This is a genomic window from Gluconacetobacter brunescens (assembly GCF_048695475.1).
In the GTDB taxonomy this organism is placed as follows: domain Bacteria; phylum Pseudomonadota; class Alphaproteobacteria; order Acetobacterales; family Acetobacteraceae; genus Gluconacetobacter.
The window spans coordinates 102,784-124,217 of the sequence record NZ_JBLHEN010000004.1 but is presented as its reverse complement, the minus strand read 5'-3'; the positions used below and the strand labels follow the sequence as shown (position 1 = coordinate 124,217).

Here is a 21,434-nt window from a genome sequence, read left to right as displayed (position 1 = left end):
CGTGGACGTTCTGGCCTATGACAAACTGATTCGGATCACCAAGGCGACGGAGGCAGCTGCGGCCGCGATGGCTCGTGCGCAGAATCAGGGGCCGGCGATTCCGCTCTCTCAATATAACGAACTCGCCGACATGTACAACGAGCTCGTCCAGACGTATAATTTGCTTGCGCGCCGGTTTGATGCTTTGAAGGAGGACCGCGACGTCTGCAATAAAGCGGCGGACGACTTCAAGGCTTGGGGCCTGGAGATGCGAGATCTGAAAAGGGAAATTCAGGCACAGCGTGATAAGGCTGAAGCGGATCGTGACATGTGGCAGAATCGCGCCCGCTCCGTCGCTCGCAAGTATGAAGACCTCTGCGTGAACGGCAAGCAGTGGGCTGACATGTGGAAGGCCCGAGCGGAGGCGGCTGAGAAGGAACTGGCCGATCTCAAAAGCGCGACTAAGCCCGTCTCGCCGTCCAAGGCAGCATGATGCACTGGTGCCGCGTCTCCGCAGTAATTGTCCTTGGGTTGGGCGTCGCCGGATGCGCGCACGGCAACATACGGTCGGTCGCCTCTTACCATCCGCCGCCTCCGCCCCATGTGAAGCAACCCCTGTTTGACCCATACGCGCCGTACGGCTCCACACCGGCGGTGTGGCGGCCGGCGCTGGTCTCACGGGCCGGGACGATCGTCAAACCGAACGATCCAGTGGACCAGGCCGATCGGCCAACCTACGAGACCAGTGCCTGGTCGATCGATCAGAAAGCAGCGAAGGCCGGGACGTTCTGAAGCGCCTGTTCAGGGCAGGACGTAGGCCAGAAGGCCGCCTAAGGCGAGTGCCGCGCATCCCAAGCCCAGGAAAACAAAGCCGAAGAGGTTAAATTCGATCACCCTAGATCTCCTCTCGCATCATTTTTGTGTCGGAGAGACCATTTTTCACCATTTTTGTGCTAAGCTTACCGTTCTTGAGCAAGGTGGCCCGTTTTTCACAGGTGGTGGAATGGCTGGCGCAGGCACGACTTGCGGGGGGCTATGGCTCGCAGAGCCTTTCAAAGGCAGAGGGCTGTGTCCCGTGGGGTGGTGTAGGATTACCGGCGTCAGACGGCGACGACGCACTCATCTTCGAACCCGGGGGTGGTGAAGAGCGGCCCGGCCGGGTTGGCAACGATGCGTGTGCCGCTGCCATGCACCCGGTCCTCGCGGGCGTGGATATGACCATGCACCCACAGGGCGATCCTGTGCCTGGTCATCAGCGCCGAGAGGTCGGAGGCGAACAGACCCGCCCCCGGATGGACCCGCAATGCCGCCGGCACCCGGTCCACCAGAGGGGCATGATGGGTGACGACCACGAGCGGCAGACCATCGGTCGTGGCCTCGCCCAGCAGGGACGCGATCCGGGCACGCTGAACCGCATGCAGGGCGATTTCATCGCCATGGGTGATGGCGCCCTGCCCATCGGGCCTGCGAACACCTTCTCCGGTCGTCTCGCGCGGCCTGAGATGCAATCCGGACAGCAGACCATCCGCCCACAAGGTGGCCCCGATGAAGCGCACGCCGGCGATAACGGCCGCTTCCCCGTCCAGCACGGTGACGTTGATCCGCTTTGCCGCCCGCTTCAGCCGGTCCAGGCACCGGGCCGGCGTCATACCCCAGGCCTCATGGTTGCCGGCAACCAGCACGCTCGGCCGCCCCTCGGCCAGCCGAGCGATCGTCGCAACCGCCTTCTCCGGCTCGCCCTCCCAAATATCGCCGGCGGCGACCAGCACGTCGAATGCCGGCCGGGGCGGATCGTAAGCATCCGGGAAGGGGGCCGTTTCCAGATGAAGATCCGACAGCACCCACAAACGCGCCATGAGCGTCAGTCCGCTTTGCCGTTGAGGAAAGCAGGGAGATGCCCCAGCGCACGCGCGGCCCATCCCGGCAAGGAAGCGTGATGACGGGCCTGCCCATCTTCATACACCAGGAGCAGTTTCTGGCTGGCTCCGCTATTGTCGAACAGGATTACTCGTTCTGCCAGCACAGCAGCCTTCGGCAAGGCTTCCATCGCACGATGATAGCGCCGCTCGATCGCGTCGGCCGGTACGTCATGACCGCCTTTTGTCACCCGCTCGCCGACACGGCCTAGCGATAGGACCGTGGCGTCTACGCCAACGAACACCAGATTGACTTTGTAGCCTGAATTCCGTGCGGCCTGCATGGCTCTCAGTTCGCTTGCGCCGCTCAAGGTCGTCTCGAAAGCAAAGCTCTGACCGGCCGCAATGTAAGCAGCCCGCTGTTCGATTGCCTGGCGGCCAGCCTCTGCTTCTGCGAGGCGACCGTCCGGCTTGCGGGGTAAATCGCGTGCGATAACGTCCGGATTCACGATTGGCAGACGGTCCTTCATGAACCGCTCGGCCAGAGTCGATTTCCCCGCCCCATTAGGACCCGCGAAAACCCATAGCTGCGGGCGCTCCTTCATAGAGCGCGGATCACCTCATCCCCCGCCCTATTATAGCGCACCAGTTCCCGGTGCCCGTCCGGGTATTCCTTGATCAGCATCTCCGTGGGCGTGTCATCCGCGCGGTAGTAAATCGGGATGCCGGCCGCCAGCGTGTCACGCGCGGCGTCGCCGAACCGTTCCAGTGTGCTCAGATCCCGCCAGATGTCCTCGTTTACGTCAACAGACGCCAAGGTTTGGCTTTCCATCGCCCCGTCTCCTCCAGAACCAATTCTCGCACCATTCTTAGCAGCTTTACTCCCGAGAAGACATCTGACGATCGGCCGTTGATAGGACAGCCGATCTCTGGGATTTTTCACCTTCTCGATCCATTGCGACGGAAGCGGGAACGACCGTGTTGCGCTGCCAAAACAGCAGCCAAACGCTCCATGCAGTGCGCTTCGTTCATCGCGGCCAGACGTTGCCGCCGTCCGAGAGGAACGTGGAGAAGCTCCCGCTGCGGCCGGTGCGCGCCTGCCAGTTCGTGAGAGCAAACACCAGGAACTGACCGCCGAGCACGACGCCGATCGCGACGCGCATGATGCTTGCGGGGGCGAAGATTCCCACGCCATCGACCAGGACGAGCCAGCACCAGCAGGCCAGGTCAAACAGCAGCAACGTGGCGAAGAGCCTGCCAAGAGTCCTGCTCCGCGCCCGTACCGGCGTAAGGCGCTGAATCGCGTTCTGGTCCCCTTCCGTTTGACCCGGGCCCCGAGCTTCAAGAGTGTCATCGACGGCCAGCGTTGGCGCGTCATAGACTCCGAGCAGTCCGCCTTTCGCCGTTCGGTAGGCCGGTCTCAGGGCCATCGTGAAGGGGCGAGCGAGCCAGCCTACAATGCCGGCGACGCCGCCCCGGGTCCCGCTCCGTCTCCTCACGACGGCAGGCTTGCGAGGAACTGCGCAATATCATCCGGTATGCCGGTTTCCTGGCGCGAGGTGCCCGTCTTGTCTTTCCAGACGAGAGTGGGCGTTCCGCGCATTTTCACGGCGTGGGCCGCGGCCAGGTTCAGCGTCAGTTCCGCCGAGGCGGCTGCGTCCGGCTCCTGGCCTGGGACCGCGTGTCCGACGTCGCTGATACGGCGCCATGCGCGTGCCATTTCCTGTGACGGCGCGGACAGCATCTGCATTGCGGCCGGTGTGCTTGCGCCGCCGTTTTCATGGTCATTGATCGCGACAGGGACGAGCGCGAGTTGGAGCTTCCCGCTTTCAACGTAGGGCTGAAGGGCTCCGAAAGCCCGTGTCGAAAACGGGCATAGGGGATCGATGATCATATAGACGCGGGGCGCACTCTGCCGGCCGTCCACGCCAAAATGGGCGGCAGCCAGGCGGGCCACCGGATCCACGACCGTACCGGAATGTGGGAGTTCGTCGTTCGCCGAAGACGAGGGCAATGGCGCCGGTGCCCAGTGGGCGGTTGGGATCGCTCCCGGTATCTCTGCGACCTGAGCACGAGTGACGTTGCGGCCGCTCGCATCCCACATGACGCCGCCGATTTCTGCCTGGTCATCCGGGGTAAGGTAGAAGACCCGGAATTGATCTCCAGTCCGCGCGAATACGCCTCGCAGACCATGCTCCTCTTTCAACCGGTAGAGGACCGCGCCACGGCTCGTGATGCGCGTCAGGGCAGGTGATGCGGCGATCTCCGCGGCCGTAACGCGGGGCGCGTCCGTCAACAGGGGGGGCGGTTGAGTGATGGCTCCTGTGGCGATCGGCTCCGGAGCGGGGCAGGCGGTGCCGGCGATCGCCACCGTCGGGACGCTCGCGACAAGTGCTGCATAGGCAAGGGTTCGCATTGCAAAATTCCTCCTTGCGGTAGCATGCCGCGGTTGTTTGTGACCGGACGCATGGCGGTCGTGCGCGCAGTCACAAACGTGACGGGCATGGTACGCACGACAGCAACTGCGTGAGAGATTCCCCGTGTCCCGTTTCATTCTATTCGTGGCCTTGGTGGGTGCGCCGATCCTCTGCGGCGTGCCGGCTCATGGTCAGCACTTGTCCCCCGAGCAACTGGATCGCCTCTCCCAGGAGCGGCAAAGCGAAATCGGCCCGCGAGACTGGGGGACGCCACCCGCGAACGGCAAGGCGGCAGTAACGGTGGCCAAGCCCACGCCCGTCCCGACCAGGTGCATGAGCCCGGCGCACGACTTCGAGCCGCTTTTCCAGGAGCCGCGTGCCTCGTCGCAGCGTGTCGGGTCTGCAGCACCGCAGATCGCGGTGACTGACGACGTGCAAGCCGGGTGGCGGAAGGTGCTGCGGCGAGGGACAAACTACGCGTGGCTGCCGGACGCGGATGTACTCGACTATCGGCCGCTCGTGCCCTCGAACCCGACGCGCTGTGAGGTCGCCGGCGAGGGGAGTGACGGCCGGGTGTTGTTCACGCACCCTAAGCTGTGATGGGTGCGCCCTTTTACCGCATGGTCGTCGGCGCGGTCTTGACCGGGCAGTTGCTCCATGTGTCCCCGTCTGCGGCGGCGATTCCGGAGCAGGTGGTTCCGGCATATCCGGAAATTGGCGCGCCAACCTTCACCAGTCCGGGGGCAAGTGGTGCGTCAAGCAGCGGGACCTCGGGGACGGCCACATCCTTTGATGGTGCGTGGGGCACATCGGACGCGTACGAGACGATGATGGCGCAGACCTACGGCGCTGATGCGGTTGCGGCCGCGCAGGCTGCCGGCATCAATCCGGACACGCTCGCTGCGTTCGGGCAAATCGAGAGCCATTTTCAGAACGTCGGAAACGGTTCGTCGAGTGCAGATGGCGTCTGGCAGGTCACGGACGCGACCTGGAACCAATACGCTTCGCAATTGGGCCTTTCCGACGCGGACCGCAGCGATCCGGCGACGCAGGCGAAGGTGGCTAGCGCAATTATCAGTGACTATGCCAGCGCGGTCAGTAGCGCCACCGGAGGGACCGCCACTGGGGCCGAGGTGTATGGCGCCTATATGTTCGGAACGAAAGCCGGCTCCGCGATTGCAACGGAAACGGATGCAGCGACGCCGCTCAGCACCTTTGTTTCTGCGAAGGCGTTAGCGGCCAACAATATGACGGGCTGGACGGTTGGCCAGTATGAGACCGCCATCTCAAGCCGCATGGGCAGTGGCGCCACAGAGGCCGTGATTTCGTGAAAAACGCTGAGCCAAAATGGACACAAAATCAAGGGTTTTTGTCATCAATTCTTCGTGACTGTCCGATTCGGGAATTGTTACCAAACGGAAAGGGCGGCAGCGTGCAGTCGCACCCACGCCGCGAGATAGCGTGGGGATCACGATTCACTTTTAGGGGGCTCGATGCACTGACGAACGCCAAATAAAAGAAAACCCTGCCTCCCCCGATCGCCAAATCGGAAGAGCCAGGGCCCCAAAACCAAACAAACGCTATCAATCAAACAAACAAACCGAATTGATTGATAGCGCCAACTCCGTCGGTAACGCAAGCGAAAATTGCGAGCGGGAGTGTTTTGTCCGGGGCCTGGCACGGGAGGCGAGCCTTCCAACAGCCTCACCGCGGATCATCGAATGGATATCCCTGAAAGCGGGCGCGAGCCCGCGCTCCCACCGTCGCGCCAAGGGCGACGCCGGTTTACGCCGTCCATGGCTGCCGCCCAGGACGAACTGAACGGTCCTCCGCCGGCTACGCCGTCGAAGCGAGACATCCTGAACACGCTGAAGTCGTTAAGGGGTCAATTGCCTATCAGTCGGTCCGCTACATCAACGCTGATCGCGATGATCGAGAAAACCCGGCCGGATGATTGGGAGCCTCTCGAGAGCCCGTTCATTTACGCCCACAACACCACGCTCATGAGCTGGACCGGGCTTTCGCGGACGGCGCTCCAGCGCCACGTTCGGGAATTGGCTGACGCAAAGCTCCTGGTCGCCCAGGACGGGCGTAACGGTCAACGGGGCCGCCGCTGGCAGGGTGCAGATGGAGAAGTGCGGGTAGGCTTCAACCTGTCCAGCCTGCGCTTTCGATGGCCGGAGTTAGTCGAGCTTTTGGCAGACGCGCGCCGGCGCCGGGAACGGGTTTCCTTCCTTTGCGGGGCGATAGCAGATCTCAACGATCAGGTGCGTGCAAGCGCCGAAAGAGCCGGCCTGGACCAGATTGCCAGAGACGCCATGCGCATCATGCGTGCTCGACTTCGGACGACCACGATCTCCAGGCTCGAGGCCTATCATTCAGAGATGGTTTCGCTCCACCAGGCGGCCGGGGACGCTGCTGGCGATATCGCTGTGGATAACCGTTTTGAATCATGCGCTTACACACAAGAAACGGAGCCCATGGGTCCTGATTTCGGTGCCCACTATACAGATACAAAAGACAATCAATCTCTAAACAAAGTAGTCCCTGTAGCGGCCAAGGGCCGCGATCGCATTGAAGCAATGCGGAGTGCGAAATCAGACGTTCCGGCCGACCTCAATCGTGTTGACGATCGCGCGGCCCTCAGAGGATTCAAAGGCACAGCGTTGTTCTACCTGGAGATTTGCAGTCGTTTACGTGAATTTTGCGTCTCGGCTCGGCCCAGTGCTGATGAGATCGTCGTTGCGGCGGGATACCTATCTGGCGAAATCGGGGTTTCCTACCACGCCTGGACGCAAGCACGCGCAGTGCTTGGGCCCCTCCAGGCCGCTATCGCGATCATCATCATGGCCGCACGCCTTGAACGCGGGGCGGTCATATATCGTCGCGACGCCTACCTCAGAGCCCTCACCGAACGCGGATGCCGAAGCCAGCTTTACCTGGACCGCAGCTTGTATGCGCTTCGCGATGCTCGGGCCCGTGAGCTCGAACCGGCGCGCCTGGAGAAAGAGGGGAGGCACTCTTGGCACGGTCGCCCTCAACCGGAGTTACAAACGCCCACGCGATAATCCAGCGACAGGAAATCGCGCGGGACGGTCGATGAAACTCTCTCTCAGGCTACTGGTCGGCTACACGATCCTCACGCCGGTGGCGGCGCTGGCTCAGGCGTTACCGGTCGGGGGTAGCTTCGTAGCGGGCGCCGGGCATATCGATCGATCAGGGTCTGGAATGACCGTGACCCAGTCGAGCGGGCGCGGAGTCATCGACTGGCAAGGTTTCTCTGTCGGCAGCGGTAAATCTGTTCAGTTTAACAACGGCTCCGGTGCAACGCTCAACCGCGTCACCGGCGGACAGATGTCCGAAATCGCCGGCAAGGTGAACGCGACCGGATCGGTTTTCCTGATCAATCCGAACGGAGTGGTCGTGGCGCCTGGCGGCCGCGTAGTCGTCGACGGATCCTTCACGGCCTCGACCCGTGACACGAGCAACGAACAGTTCATGTCTGGCGGCCCGGTGACATTGTCCGGCTCGTCAAAGGGGCAGGTCATCAACAAGGGGGCCATTTACTCGAAAAATGGATCCGTGACCCTCTTCGGGCAATCCGTCGCCAACAGCGGTCAGATTCAGGCGGGCAACGGCACTGTCGCGATGGTCGCCGGCGACTCTGTGATCCTGACCGAGAAGAATGAACGCGACGGCATTTTTGTCAAAACAAAGTCGAGGACCAAGGGAGATGTAACGAACTCGGGCCGCATAGAAGCGGCGTCGGCCGAATTGAGATCCGCGGGTGGAAACGTATATGCGCTTGCTGGCAACCACGAGGGTGTGATCTCGGCAACCGGGGTGGTTGACGGCTCCGACGGCGTTTACCTTACGGCGGACGAGGGGACTGTCTCAGTCTCCGGCAAGGTGGCGGCGCATACAAGGGGCGGCGCAGGCGGGACGATCGTCGCGAACGGACATGATGTCGAAATTGGCGCAGCGGCTACGTTGGACGCGCGCGCCGTCGATGCGGCCAAGCCTGGCGGAACCATTTTAGTTGGTAGCTCCGCCAAAGGAGGCCACCAGCTCGCTACGAAGGTAAGCCTCGACAGCGGGGCGAAGATACTGGCCGGCGAGAGAAAGTCTGCGGGATACGTGGAGACGTCGGCGCGCAGTTTGACAACTGGCGCGATCACCGTCCGCGCTGGTGTCGGAGGGCAATGGCTGACCGATCCGGACGACCTGACGATCGACAGCGCCGCTGCGACCACGATTTCCTCAACGCTCAATACCGGCACGAACGTGACCGAGCAAACGACGAGTACGACGGCCACCGGCGTCGGCGTCGTTGGAGCCGGCGGAGCCGGTGCGATCAATATCAATGCGCCGATTTCATGGAACAGCGGAGCTGCGCTCACGCTGTCCGCATATGGCCAGATCAATTTTAACAGCAACGTCACCGTTCAGGGTGGCGGGGCCGTCGCCATGACCGCACAGGGCATCAATTTCAATTCCGCGGCCCTCACTTACGCGACCCAAGACAGCGGTTCCCTCAGCATTAATGGCAATCCTTTCACTCTGATCTGGACTCCGGCCGAGCTGGAAGCGGTTGCCCCGACCGGTCTTTATGCGCTGGCGAATAATGTGGATCTCAGCAGCGTTTCCAATTTCACCCCGATCGGAAATTCCACCGCATCGGGGATTACGAGTTACACCGCGTTCAACGGCGGTTTCATGGGGCTCGGCAATTACATCAACAATCTGACCATCAATGATGGCCAATATGCCTATGTCGGCCTTTTCGGGCAGGTCGGATCTCAGGCCAGCATCCAGGCCCCGAGACTCAGTAATGCCAACATCACCGCCACCGCATCAGGCACAAGCGCCGGCATGCTTGCCGGGAGCAGCGCCGGAACCATTATCGGGCTCTCGGCCTCCGGAACCGTCACCGCCAACGGAAATGCTGGCGGTGGGCTGGGACAGAACTCCGGGAACGTCTGGTATAGCTCCGCCTATGGAACGGTGACGACGACCTCTTATACACAAGCCGCGGCCGGCGGTTTCGCGGGCCTGAACACAGGCGCCCTGAATAACGTCAACGCAATCGTCAATGTCAGTAGCCCAGTAGTTTCCGGAGGCCTCGCCAACACCGACAACCTCGGAGGACTGGTTGGGTCCAATGTCGGCTACATTACGAACGCCCTGGCATATGGAAGCGTCACGAACGGCCAGGATGTCGGCGGCCTGGTCGGATGCAACAACTGCAACCAGCCCTCGACAAACGGAACGATCACCAGTTCATCCGCAAGTGGAAACGTCAGCAACGCATCTGACACCTTTAATTCGGACGTTGGCGGCTTGGTCGGTTATAACTCCGGCACCGTCAACACATCCTTCGCGACCGGCAACGCATCGGTCACAGGTGGAAACACCGGATCGCTCCAATACAACAATGCTGGTGGCCTAATCGGCTTCAATGTCGGCGCGATTTCAAACACATACGCGATCGGAAGCGCCTCCATTTCCGGATCATCAACAGAAAACAAGGCCGGCGGCCTAATCGGTGCGACCGGAGTATCCACGAACGGGACGATCTACACGCCAGTCAGCGTCTCCGACTCGTTTTCGACCGGAACGGCCTCCGCGACAACAGCCGGCGGCGCGTTTGGCTATTCCGACGGAACGTCCATCTCGAACGTCTATTACAATACGGATACATCGGGACAGTCGGTTGGGGTCTCGAACGGCGTCTCCACTGGTGTCACAGGCCTGACCACGAGCCAGATGACCGCAAGCCTACCGTCCGGATTCTCGCCCTCGTCCTGGGGAAATCAGAATAATCAGACGACCCCCTATCTCACAAAGAGCGACCCGAGCCAGTCGATACCTCAGACTGTCTACTTCGGTAGCTCCGGCAGCTTCTCTGCCACCACGCCCGTCAGCTTGATCTTCACGGCCAACAGCCTTTATCTCGTCTCAGCCGATCTGAATGGAAATTATGCTCTCGCGAACGATATCGACGCATCGGCGATTGGACTGTTCTCGGCGATAGGGGGAGAGGCCGAGTTCCTTGGCACGTTCGATGGCCTCGGGCACACAATTTCGAACCTGGCGCTCAATCCGAATCTTCCTTACGTCGGCCTTTTCGCTCAGAACGCCGGATTGATCACGAATGTTAATTTCAATAACGCAGCCGTATCTGGATCAACAGCATCCAATGGCGTTGGCATTGTGTCCGGCACCAACTCCGGTACTATTTCCAATGTATCTGCGAGAGACATCGACGTATCAATAAGCGTTGCGACCGGCTTTAATACAAGCTCCAGTGCGACCTGGAACGATAGGACTGAGGTCGGTGGACTTGTAGGAATCAATACTGGCACCGCCAAATATGCTTCGGCCGCCGGTACGCTTTCCTTGGTCGGAAACGCCAGCCTTATCTCCGATGTAGGCGGATTAGTCGGCGCTAATAGCGGCACGATTTCATCAGCATACGCCAATGTCGCCGTTTCAACCTCTGGATCTCAATCTGGGGGTGTCGGAGGCCTGGTCGGCTGGAATGGATATTCAACCGGCATAATCACGGACGCCTACGCGACAGGAAGCGTCGGAAGCACGTCTACAGGGACAATGTCTGCTGGCGGATTGGTCGGAAACGAATGGAGCCCTCAGGGCAACGTTTTGAGCGTTTATGCCACAGGCTCTGTGAGCGGGCCGTCGGGAATGTCCGTTGGGGCGCTGTTCGGAGACATACAGACATCAACAATTACCTACGGAAACGCTTATTACAACTCGGGACTTGGCATCAGCCCAGTTGGTGACGGAGATAGTCACGGCACGACAGGAACGACCATTCAAAGCTTGGCCGGAGCACTACCTGCCGGGTTTTCGGCGTCGACTTGGGGAAACCAAAACGGCGAAACTCCATACCTACTTGGGATCGCCGGGAACCAGCTTGGCTACTTTGGCGCCAGCGGGACTTTTGCTGCGACAACGCCCGTCTGGCGCGTTCAGTCCACCTTCGGGCTCCAAAGCATCAATTCTGACCTGGCAGCAGATTATGTTCTGGTTTCCGATATCAATGCCGGCAATATTCCCAACTTCGCGCCAATCGGTGCGACATCAGGATATTCCGGTATCTTTGATGGCCAGGGACATACGATTTCGAATCTGGCCATCAATGATGCAACAGACCTATATGTTGGCCTGTTCTCACAAGTGAGTTCCGGGGGTGTGGTGGAGAATCTCGGCCTGCTAGGGGGCGAGGTCGTGCGTAGCAGTAGCAGTAATGGCTCCATCGGTGGGCTTGTCGGCAGAAACCAAGGCTCGATCAGTAACGTCTACACCACGGGAACTGTTTCCGGCGCCGGCGACGGTCGTAATAACGTCGCGGGGCTTGTCGGATACAACCAATCAGGATCGATTAGTGCAGCCTACGCCACAGGAACGATTTCCGGGGGTGACGGCAGTTATGTCGCGGGGCTTGTCGGAAACAACGTTGGCACGATCAGCGATGCCTACGCCAAGGGAACTGTTTCCGGGGGTGACGGCAGTTATGTCGGGGGGCTCGCCGCAAACAACTCTGGTACGATTAGTGGCGCATACGCCACGGGCGCGGTTTCCGGTGGCAACGGCAGCTATACCGGAGGATTGGTTTCGGTCAACTCCGGTGGCGCACACATTAACGATGTCTTTGCTGCGGCGGTATTTCCAGACGATAGCAACAGCCATGTCGGCGGGCTTGTCGCACTCAACGAGCCCGGGGGCACAATTACCAACGGGTATTTCGATACAAATACATCCGGAACGAAAACCGGCATCTATTTGAATTTTGATTCCAACAACCCCAGCGCTAGTGGCTTGACCACTGCTCAGTGGGTCGCAGGTAACTACAGTTTTGACGATGGTTCGCATTGGGTATCTGGCTCGCCTTATCCAGTTCTGGCCGCGTTGCCGTATGACGTTGTTACCGTCAACAACAGTTCTGTTTATGGCAGTGCCCCTGGCAGCGGGGGATGGTCGAACAATGCCGATGGCCTAACCACCCCCGTTCAAGGGTATCAGACATTGGCCACGTCAACGTCATCGGTCGGCTCCTATGCAGCGTGGGGAGCGGGTGCGACCAAGGCTGGATATCAGATCACATACTCTGGGACGGACACTGTAACCCCGGCTAGTTTGGTCATCACGGCAGGAAATCTGTCCAGCGTCTATGGAACGACACCGAGCCCTTCGGCCACGAATTACTCATCCAGTGGCCTCGTCAATGGCGATACGATAACGTCTGTCCGGATCACGACGGCGGCGACCGGAGCTGTGCCAGTCGGTGTTTATCCCGCCGGGGCGGTTGCTGTCCGAGCAACCATGGCCCAGGGAGTGGGCCTCTCGAACTATGCGATCTCATACGTACCAGGCACGCTCACCATCAATCCGGCCTCGTTGACGATCACCGCGCTCAACCAAACCAGCGTTTACGGCACTACACCAAATCTCGGAACCTCAGCGGTTTCATCGGTCGGCCTGGTCAACGGCGACACCGTCTCCGCCGTCACCTTGGCAACGCCGGCGAATGGCGCCAGCAATGTCGGCGCCTACGGCATCACCGCCAGCGGGGCGACCGGCACTGGTCTGTCGAACTATACCGTCACCTACCGGGGCGGCACGCTGACGATTGACCCGGCCGCGCTGACCGTCACGGCGCTCGATCAGGCCAGCACTTACGGGCAGACGCCCGCGCTCGGCAGCTCGGCTTTCTCGACGGCCGGCCTGGTCAATGGCGACACCGTCTCGGCCGTCACCCTGGCCACGGCCGCCGGCAAGACCAGCGCCGTCGGCACCTACGGCATCACCGCCAGCGGGGCGGCCGGCAACGGCCTGTCGAACTATGCCGTGACCTACCAGGGCGGCACGCTGACGATCGATCCTGCCGCGCTGACTGTCACCGCGCTCGACCAGACCAGCACCTACGGCAACAACCCCGCCCTCGGGAGCCGCGAATTCTCGACGGCAGGCCTCGTGAATGGTGACACCGTCTCGTCCGTGGCACTGACCACAGCGGCCACGGGCGCCAGCAGCGTCGGCACCTACGGCATCGCCGCCAGCGGGGCGACCGGCAGCGGCCTGTCGAACTATGCCGTGACCTATCGGGGCGGCACGCTGACGATCGATCCGGCCGCACTGACCGTCACCGCGCTCGACCAGTCCAGCACTTACGGGCAGGCACCGGATCTCGGTACCAGCCAGTTCAGCACCAGCGGGCTGGTCAACGGCGACACCGTCTCGGCCGTCACCCTGGCAACGCCGGCGACTGGCGCCAGCAATGTCGGCGCCTATGGCATCACCGCTACCGGCGCGACCGGCACTGGTCTGTCGAACTATGCCGTGACCTACCGGGGCGGCACGCTGACGATCGATCCGGCTGCGCTGACTGTCACCGCGCTCGATCAGGCCAGCACTTACGGGCAGGCACCGGATCTCGGTACCAGCCAGTTCAGCACCAGCGGGCTGGTCAACGGCGACACCGTCTCCGGCGTCACCCTGACCACGGCCGCCACGGGCGCCAGCAGCATCGGCACCTACGGGATCGCCGCCAGCGGGGCGACCGGCACTGGTCTGTCGAACTATGCCGTGACCTACCAGGGCGGCACGCTGGCGATCGATCCTGCCGCGCTGACTGTCACTGCGCTCGACCAGACCAGCACCTACGGCAACAACCCCGCCCTCGGCACATCTGCGTTCAGCACGACCGGTCTGGTCAATGGCGACGCCGTCTCCGCCGTCACCCTGGCCACGGTCGCCACGGGCGCCAGCAATGTCGGCGCCTACGGCATCACCGCCAGCGGGGCGACCGGCACCGGTCTGTCGAACTATGCCGTGACCTACCAGGGTGGCACGCTGACGATCGATCCTGCCGCGCTGACTGTCACCGCGCTCGACCAGACCAGCACCTACGGCAACAACCCCGCCCTCGGCACATCTGCGTTCAGCACGGCCGGCCTGGTCAATGGCAACGCCGTCTCCGCCGTCACCCTGGCCACGGCCGCCACGAGCGCCAGCAGCGTCGGCGCCTATGGGATCGCCGCCAGCGGGGCGACCGGCAGCGGCCTGTCGAACTATGCCGTGACCTACCAGGGCGGCACGCTGACGATTGACCCGGCCGCCCTGACCGTCACGGCGCTCGATCAGGCCAGCACCTACGGCAACAACCCCGCCCTCGGGAACCGCGAATTCTCGACGGCAGGCCTCGTGAATGGTGACACCGTCTCGTCCGTGGCACTGACCACAGCGGCCACGGGCACCAGCAGCGTCGGCACCTACGGCATCGCCGCCAGCGGGGCGACCGGCACCGGTCTGTCGAACTATGCCGTGACCTATCGGGGCGGCACGCTGACGATCGATCCGGCCGCCCTGACCGTCACCGCGCTCGACCAGACCAGCACCTACGGCAACAGCCCCGCCCTCGGCAGCTCGGCCTTCACCACGGCCGGCCTGGTCAACGGCGACACCGTCTCCGCCGTCACCCTGGCCACGGCCGCCACGGGCGCCAGCAGCGTCGGCGCCTATGGGATCGCCGCCAGCGGGGCGACCGGCACCGGTCTGTCGAACTATGCCGTGACCTATCGGGGCGGCACGCTGACGATCGATCCGGCCGCACTGACTGTCACCGCGCTCGACCAGACCAGCACCTACGGACAGACGCCCGCACTCGGCACCAGCAAGTTCAGCACGGACGGGCTGGTCAATGGCGACACCGTCTCCGCCGTCACCCTGGCCACGGCCGCCGGCAAGACCAGCAACGTCGGCACCTACGGCATCACCGCCGCCGGCGCGACCGGCGCCGGGCTGGGCAACTACACGGTCAGCTATGTCCCGGGCACGCTGACGATTGACCCGGCTGCGCTGACTGTCACCGCGCTCGATCAGGCCAGCACCTACGGGCAGACGCCCGCGCTCGGCAGCTCGGACTTCACCACGGCCGGCCTGGTCAATAGCGACACCGTCTCCGCCGTCACCCTGGCAACGCCGGCGACTGGCGCCAGCAGCGTCGGCACCTATGGCATCACCGCCGCCGGCGCGACCGGCGCCGGGCTGGGCAACTACACGGTCAGCTATGTCCCGGGCACGCTGACGATTGACCCGGCTGCGCTGACCGTCACCGCACTCGATCAGGCCAGCACCTACGGCAACAGCCCGATCCTCGGGAACAGCGCGTTCTCGACCGTGGGCCTCGTGAATGGTGACACCGTCTCGTCCGTGGCACTGACCACAGCGGCCACGGGCGCCAGCAGCGTCGGCACCTACGGCATCGCCGCCAGCGGGGCAACCGGCAGCGGCCTGTCGAACTATGCCGTGACCTACCGGGGCGGCACGCTGACGATCGACCCGGCTGCGCTGACCGTCACCGCGCTCGACCAGTCCAGCACTTACGGGCAGGCACCGGATCTCGGTACCAGCCAGTTCAGCACCAGCGGGCTGGTCAACGGCGACACCGTCTCGGCCGTCACCCTGGCAACGCCGGCGACTGGCGCCAGCAATGTCGGCGCCTATGGCATCACCGCTACCGGCGCGACCGGCACTGGTCTGTCGAACTATGCCGTGACCTACCGGGGCGGCACGCTGACGATCGATCCGGCTGCGCTGACTGTCACCGCGCTCGACCAGTCCAGCACTTACGGGCAGGCACCGGATCTCGGTACCAGCCAGTTCAGCACCAGCGGGCTGGTCAACGGCGACACCGTCTCGGCCGTCACCCTGGCAACGCCGGCGACTGGCGCCAGCAATGTCGGCGCCTATGGCATCACCGCTACCGGCGCGACCGGCACTGGTCTGTCGAACTATGCCGTGACCTACCGGGGCGGCACGCTGACGATCGATCCGGCTGCGCTGACTGTCACCGCGCTCGATCAGGCCAGCACTTACGGGCAGGCACCGGATCTCGGTACCAGCCAGTTCAGCACCAGCGGGCTGGTCAACGGCGACACCGTCTCCGGCGTCACCCTGACCACGGCCGCCACGGGCGCCAGCAGCATCGGCACCTACGGGATCGCCGCCAGCGGGGCGACCGGCACCGGTCTGTCGAACTATGCCGTGACCTACCAGGGTGGCACGCTGACGATCGATCCTGCCGCGCTGACTGTCACCGCGCTCGACCAGACCAGCACCTACGGCAACAACCCCGCCCTCGGCACATCTGCGTTCAGCACGGCCGGCCTGGTCAATGGCAACGCCGTCTCCGCCGTCACCCTGGCCACGGCCGCCACGAGCGCCAGCAGCGTCGGCGCCTATGGGATCGCCGCCAGCGGGGCGACCGGCAGCGGCCTGTCGAACTATGCCGTGACCTACCAGGGCGGCACGCTGACGATTGACCCGGCCGCCCTGACCGTCACGGCGCTCGATCAGGCCAGCACCTACGGCAACAACCCCGCCCTCGGGAACCGCGAATTCTCGACGGCAGGCCTCGTGAATGGTGACACCGTCTCGTCCGTGGCACTGACCACAGCGGCCACGGGCACCAGCAGCGTCGGCACCTACGGCATCGCCGCCAGCGGGGCGACCGGCACCGGTCTGTCGAACTATGCCGTGACCTATCGGGGCGGCACGCTGACGATCGATCCGGCCGCCCTGACCGTCACCGCGCTCGACCAGACCAGCACCTACGGCAACAGCCCCGCCCTCGGCAGCTCGGCCTTCACCACGGCCGGCCTGGTCAACGGCGACACCGTCTCCGCCGTCACCCTGGCCACGGCCGCCACGGGCGCCAGCAGCGTCGGCGCCTATGGGATCGCCGCCAGCGGGGCGACCGGCACCGGTCTGTCGAACTATGCCGTGACCTATCGGGGCGGCACGCTGACGATCGATCCGGCCGCACTGACTGTCACCGCGCTCGACCAGACCAGCACCTACGGACAGACGCCCGCACTCGGCACCAGCAAGTTCAGCACGGACGGGCTGGTCAATGGCGACACCGTCTCCGCCGTCACCCTGGCCACGGCCGCCGGCAAGACCAGCAACGTCGGCACCTACGGCATCACCGCCGCCGGCGCGACCGGCGCCGGGCTGGGCAACTACACGGTCAGCTATGTCCCGGGCACGCTGACGATTGACCCGGCTGCGCTGACTGTCACCGCGCTCGATCAGGCCAGCACCTACGGGCAGACGCCCGCGCTCGGCAGCTCGGACTTCACCACGGCCGGCCTGGTCAATAGCGACACCGTCTCCGCCGTCACCCTGGCAACGCCGGCGACTGGCGCCAGCAGCGTCGGCACCTATGGCATCACCGCCGCCGGCGCGACCGGCGCCGGGCTGGGCAACTACACGGTCAGCTATGTCCCGGGCACGCTGACGATTGACCCGGCTGCGCTGACCGTCACCGCACTCGATCAGGCCAGCACCTACGGCAACAGCCCGATCCTCGGGAACAGCGCGTTCTCGACCGTGGGCCTCGTGAATGGTGACACCGTCTCGTCCGTGGCACTGACCACAGCGGCCACGGGCGCCAGCAGCGTCGGCACCTACGGCATCGCCGCCAGCGGGGCAACCGGCAGCGGCCTGTCGAACTATGCCGTGACCTACCGGGGCGGCACGCTGACGATCGACCCGGCTGCGCTGACCGTCACCGCGCTCGACCAGTCCAGCACTTACGGGCAGGCACCGGATCTCGGTACCAGCCAGTTCAGCACCAGCGGGCTGGTCAACGGCGACACCGTCTCGGCCGTCACCCTGGCAACGCCGGCGACTGGCGCCAGCAATGTCGGCGCCTATGGCATCACCGCTACCGGCGCGACCGGCACTGGTCTGTCGAACTATGCCGTGACCTACCGGGGCGGCACGCTGACGATCGATCCGGCTGCGCTGACTGTCACCGCGCTCGACCAGTCCAGCACTTACGGGCAGGCACCGGATCTCGGTACCAGCCAGTTCAGCACCAGCGGGCTGGTCAACGGCGACACCGTCTCGGCCGTCACCCTGGCAACGCCGGCGACTGGCGCCAGCAATGTCGGCGCCTATGGCATCACCGCTACCGGCGCGACCGGCACTGGTCTGTCGAACTATGCCGTGACCTACCGGGGCGGCACGCTGACGATCGATCCGGCTGCGCTGACTGTCACCGCGCTCGATCAGGCCAGCACTTACGGGCAGGCACCGGATCTCGGTACCAGCCAGTTCAGCACCAGCGGGCTGGTCAACGGCGACACCGTCTCCGGCGTCACCCTGACCACGGCCGCCACGGGCGCCAGCAGCATCGGCACCTACGGGATCGCCGCCAGCGGGGCGACCGGCACTGGTCTGTCGAACTATGCCGTGACCTACCAGGGCGGCACGCTGGCGATCGATCCTGCCGCGCTGACTGTCACTGCGCTCGACCAGACCAGCACCTACGGCAACAACCCCGCCCTCGGCACATCTGCGTTCAGCACGACCGGTCTGGTCAATGGCGACGCCGTCTCCGCCGTCACCCTGGCCACGGTCGCCACGGGCGCCAGCAATGTCGGCGCCTACGGCATCACCGCCAGCGGGGCGACCGGCACCGGTCTGTCGAACTATGCCGTGACCTACCAGGGTGGCACGCTGACGATCGATCCTGCCGCGCTGACTGTCACCGCGCTCGACCAGACCAGCACCTACGGCAACAACCCCGCCCTCGGCACATCTGCGTTCAGCACGGCCGGCCTGGTCAATGGCAACGCCGTCTCCGCCGTCACCCTGGCCACGGCCGCCACGAGCGCCAGCAGCGTCGGCGCCTATGGGATCGCCGCCAGCGGGGCGACCGGCAGCGGCCTGTCGAACTATGCCGTGACCTACCAGGGCGGCACGCTGACGATTGACCCGGCCGCCCTGACCGTCACGGCGCTCGATCAGGCCAGCACCTACGGCAACAACCCCGCCCTCGGGAACCGCGAATTCTCGACGGCAGGCCTCGTGAATGGTGACACCGTCTCGTCCGTGGCACTGACCACAGCGGCCACGGGCACCAGCAGCGTCGGCACCTACGGCATCGCCGCCAGCGGGGCGACCGGCACCGGTCTGTCGAACTATGCCGTGACCTATCGGGGCGGCACGCTGACGATCGATCCGGCCGCCCTGACCGTCACCGCGCTCGACCAGACCAGCACCTACGGCAACAGCCCCGCCCTCGGCAGCTCGGCCTTCACCACGGCCGGCCTGGTCAACGGCGACACCGTCTCCGCCGTCACCCTGGCCACGGCCGCCACGGGCGCCAGCAGCGTCGGCGCCTATGGGATCGCCGCCAGCGGGGCGACCGGCACCGGTCTGTCGAACTATGCCGTGACCTATCGGGGCGGCACGCTGACGATCGATCCGGCCGCCCTGACCGTCACCGCGCTCGACCAGACCAGCACCTACGGCAACAGCCCCGCCCTCGGCAGCTCGGCCTTCACCACGGCCGGCCTGGTCAACGGCGACACCGTCTCCGCCGTCACCCTGGCCACGGCCGCCACGGGCGCCAGCAGCGTCGGCGCCTATGGGATCGCCGCCAGCGGGGCGACCGGCACCGGTCTGTCGAACTATGCCGTGACCTATCGGGGCGGCACGCTGACGATCGATCCGGCCGCACTGACTGTCACCGCGCTCGACCAGACCAGCACCTACGGACAGACGCCCGCACTCGGCACCAGCAAGTTCAGCACGGACGGGCTGGTCAATGGCGACACCGTCTCCGCCGTCACCCTGGCCACGGCCGCCGGCAAGACCAGCAACGTCGGCACCTACGGCATCACCGCCGCCGGCGCGACCGGCGCCGGGCTGGGCAACTACACGGTCAGCTATGTCCCGGGCACGCTGACGATTGACCCGGCTGCGCTGACTGTCACCGCGCTCGATCAGGCCAGCACCTACGGGCAGACGCCCGCGCTCGGCAGCTCGGACTTCACCACGGCCGGCCTGGTCAATAGCGACACCGTCTCCGCCGTCACCCTGGCAACGCCGGCGACTGGCGCCAGCAGCGTCGGCACCTATGGCATCACCGCCGCCGGCGCGACCGGCGCCGGGCTGGGCAACTACACGGTCAGCTATGTCCCGGGCACGCTGACGATTGACCCGGCTGCGCTGACCGTCACCGCACTCGATCAGGCCAGCACCTACGGCAACAGCCCGATCCTCGGGAACAGCGCGTTCTCGACCGTGGGCCTCGTGAATGGCGACACCGTCTCGGCCGTCACCCTGGCCACGGCCGCCACGGGCGTCAGCAGCGTCGGCACCTATGGCATCACCGCTGCCGGCGCGACCGGCAGCGGCCTGTCGAACTATGCCGTCACCTATCGGGGTGGCACGCTGACGATCGACCCGGCCGCGCTGACCGTCACCGCGCTCGACCAGACCAGCACCTACGGCAACAGCCCCGCCCTCGGGAGCAGCGCGTTCTCGACCGTGGGCCTCGTGAATGGCGACACCGTCTCGGCCGTCACCCTGGCCACGCCGGCGACTGGCGCCAGCAATGTCGGCCACTATGGGATCACCGCTGCCGGCGCGACCGGCACCGGGCTGTCGAACTATGCCGTGACCTACCGGGGCGGCACGCTGACGATCGATCCGGCCGCCCTGACCGTCACCGCCCTCGATCAGACCGGCACCTACGGGCAGACGCCCGCACTCGGCAGCTCGGCCTTCACCACGGCCGGCCTGGTCAACGGCGACACCGTCTCCGCCGTCCGCCTGACTACGACCGCCACGGCCGCGAGCACCGTTGGGACCTATACGATCGCCGCCAGCACCGCGACCGGCGATCGTCTCGGCAACTACCACGTCAACTACCGCCCTGGCGCTCTGTCCGTTGTGATGGCGCCGTCGTCCGCGACGGCAGGGCTGTCCGCCGATCTCCGTTCTCAGGGCGTCGACTCCCTAACTGGCATCGTTAGCCAAGGGTTGAATACGGCTTTCGTTGCCGACCACGTCAGCGCGATCGCTACCCTCTCCGGAATCTCGTCCGCCCACGAGACTTCAGGAAGCTCGACGGTTGTGTGGCCACACGAGAGCGCGGGTCCTGACGAGGTCCAGACACCAGAAGCCAGATCGACGGTCAGTCGACCCGCCGAAGAGGCACGCTCTGCAGCGCCGGCGCGCGCGCTTCCCCGGACGGCATTGCGCGCACATCTGCCGGCCAGACTCACATCCCGGAATGACGGGAACATCCTCACCCCACCCGTGTCTGCTCGCAATCAGATCGCGCGGTAAGGAAACAAAC

At 64.3% G+C, this 21,434-nt stretch carries 14 protein-coding genes and 1 pseudogene; 6 read left to right on the top strand and 9 right to left on the bottom strand.

What is annotated here, in order from left to right; all coding sequences use genetic code 11:
- Window position 1: 1 nt before the first annotated feature.
- Window positions 2–472 carry a hypothetical protein gene (locus tag ACMAUO_RS20695; RefSeq protein ID WP_420358792.1) on the top strand — a complete coding sequence of 157 codons (471 nt, stop codon included), beginning with the start codon at window positions 2–4 and terminating at the stop codon, window positions 470–472.
- A gap of 607 nt (window positions 473–1,079) precedes the next feature.
- On the opposite strand, the gene ACMAUO_RS20690 is transcribed toward ACMAUO_RS20695, so the two are convergent.
- The 5 genes from ACMAUO_RS20690 to ACMAUO_RS20670 all read right to left on the bottom strand — a co-directional run bounded on the left by ACMAUO_RS20690 (window position 1,080) and on the right by ACMAUO_RS20670 (window position 4,251).
- The gene (locus ACMAUO_RS20690) at window positions 1,080–1,835 is read right to left on the bottom strand and encodes a metallophosphoesterase (protein WP_420358791.1); all 756 of its coding nucleotides are present in this window, start codon (window positions 1,833–1,835) and stop codon (window positions 1,080–1,082) included.
- A 5-nt stretch (window positions 1,836–1,840) separates the two neighbouring features.
- On the bottom strand, window positions 1,841–2,440 hold the full coding sequence (locus ACMAUO_RS20685) for an ATPase (protein ID WP_420358790.1): 600 nt from the start codon (window positions 2,438–2,440) through the stop codon (window positions 1,841–1,843).
- Complete coding sequence (locus ACMAUO_RS20680) at window positions 2,437–2,652, bottom strand: hypothetical protein (protein WP_420358789.1); 216 nt, start codon at window positions 2,650–2,652, stop codon at window positions 2,437–2,439. The genes ACMAUO_RS20685 and ACMAUO_RS20680 overlap by 4 nt, the downstream gene beginning before the upstream one ends.
- Before the next feature lie 211 nt (window positions 2,653–2,863).
- Window positions 2,864–3,076 carry a hypothetical protein gene (locus ACMAUO_RS20675; RefSeq protein WP_420358788.1) on the bottom strand — a complete coding sequence of 71 codons (213 nt, stop codon included), beginning with the start codon at window positions 3,074–3,076 and terminating at the stop codon, window positions 2,864–2,866.
- Window positions 3,077–3,330: 254 nt separating this feature from the next.
- Window positions 3,331–4,251, bottom strand: a complete 921-nt coding sequence (locus ACMAUO_RS20670; RefSeq protein ID WP_420358787.1) for a DsbC family protein — start codon at window positions 4,249–4,251, stop codon at window positions 3,331–3,333.
- 124 nt (window positions 4,252–4,375) lie between these two features.
- On the opposite strand from ACMAUO_RS20670, the gene ACMAUO_RS20665 reads away from it, so the two are divergent.
- From ACMAUO_RS20665 to ACMAUO_RS20650, 4 genes and pseudogenes are all read left to right on the top strand, one after another.
- Window positions 4,376–4,852, top strand: a complete 477-nt coding sequence (locus ACMAUO_RS20665) for a hypothetical protein (protein ID WP_420358786.1) — start codon at window positions 4,376–4,378, stop codon at window positions 4,850–4,852.
- Window positions 4,853–5,079: 227 nt separating this feature from the next.
- On the top strand, window positions 5,080–5,583 hold the full coding sequence (locus ACMAUO_RS20660) for a transglycosylase SLT domain-containing protein (protein ID WP_420358785.1): 504 nt from the start codon (window positions 5,080–5,082) through the stop codon (window positions 5,581–5,583).
- Between the two features lie 390 nt (window positions 5,584–5,973).
- Window positions 5,974–7,320, top strand: a complete 1,347-nt coding sequence (gene repC / locus ACMAUO_RS20655) for a replication initiation protein RepC (protein WP_420358784.1) — start codon at window positions 5,974–5,976, stop codon at window positions 7,318–7,320.
- A pseudogene (locus tag ACMAUO_RS20650) lies at window positions 7,208–7,669 on the top strand (two-partner secretion domain-containing protein); the annotation flags it as partial. The gene repC and the pseudogene ACMAUO_RS20650, both read left to right, overlap by 113 nt.
- Here ACMAUO_RS20650 and ACMAUO_RS20645 read toward each other — a convergent pair.
- The 4 genes from ACMAUO_RS20645 to ACMAUO_RS20630 form a co-directional block, all read right to left on the bottom strand.
- Window positions 7,555–7,815, bottom strand: a complete 261-nt coding sequence (locus ACMAUO_RS20645; RefSeq protein WP_420358831.1) for a hypothetical protein — start codon at window positions 7,813–7,815, stop codon at window positions 7,555–7,557. The pseudogene ACMAUO_RS20650 and the gene ACMAUO_RS20645 sit on opposite strands and share 115 nt — an antisense overlap.
- 811 nt (window positions 7,816–8,626) lie before the next feature.
- Window positions 8,627–9,016, bottom strand: a complete 390-nt coding sequence (locus ACMAUO_RS20640; RefSeq protein WP_420358830.1) for a hypothetical protein — start codon at window positions 9,014–9,016, stop codon at window positions 8,627–8,629.
- A 584-nt stretch (window positions 9,017–9,600) separates the two neighbouring features.
- The gene (locus ACMAUO_RS20635; RefSeq protein ID WP_420358829.1) at window positions 9,601–9,816 is read right to left on the bottom strand and encodes a hypothetical protein; all 216 of its coding nucleotides are present in this window, start codon (window positions 9,814–9,816) and stop codon (window positions 9,601–9,603) included.
- A gap of 567 nt (window positions 9,817–10,383) precedes the next feature.
- Window positions 10,384–10,734 (bottom strand): hypothetical protein, encoded by a 351-nt coding sequence (locus ACMAUO_RS20630; RefSeq protein WP_420358828.1) that lies wholly within the window; start codon window positions 10,732–10,734, stop codon window positions 10,384–10,386.
- Window positions 10,735–10,864: 130 nt separating this feature from the next.
- Here ACMAUO_RS20630 and ACMAUO_RS20625 point away from each other — a divergent pair, with 130 nt between their 5' ends.
- Window positions 10,865–21,424 (top strand): MBG domain-containing protein, encoded by a 10,560-nt coding sequence (locus ACMAUO_RS20625; protein WP_420358825.1) that lies wholly within the window; start codon window positions 10,865–10,867, stop codon window positions 21,422–21,424.
- Window positions 21,425–21,434: the final 10 nt, after the last annotated feature.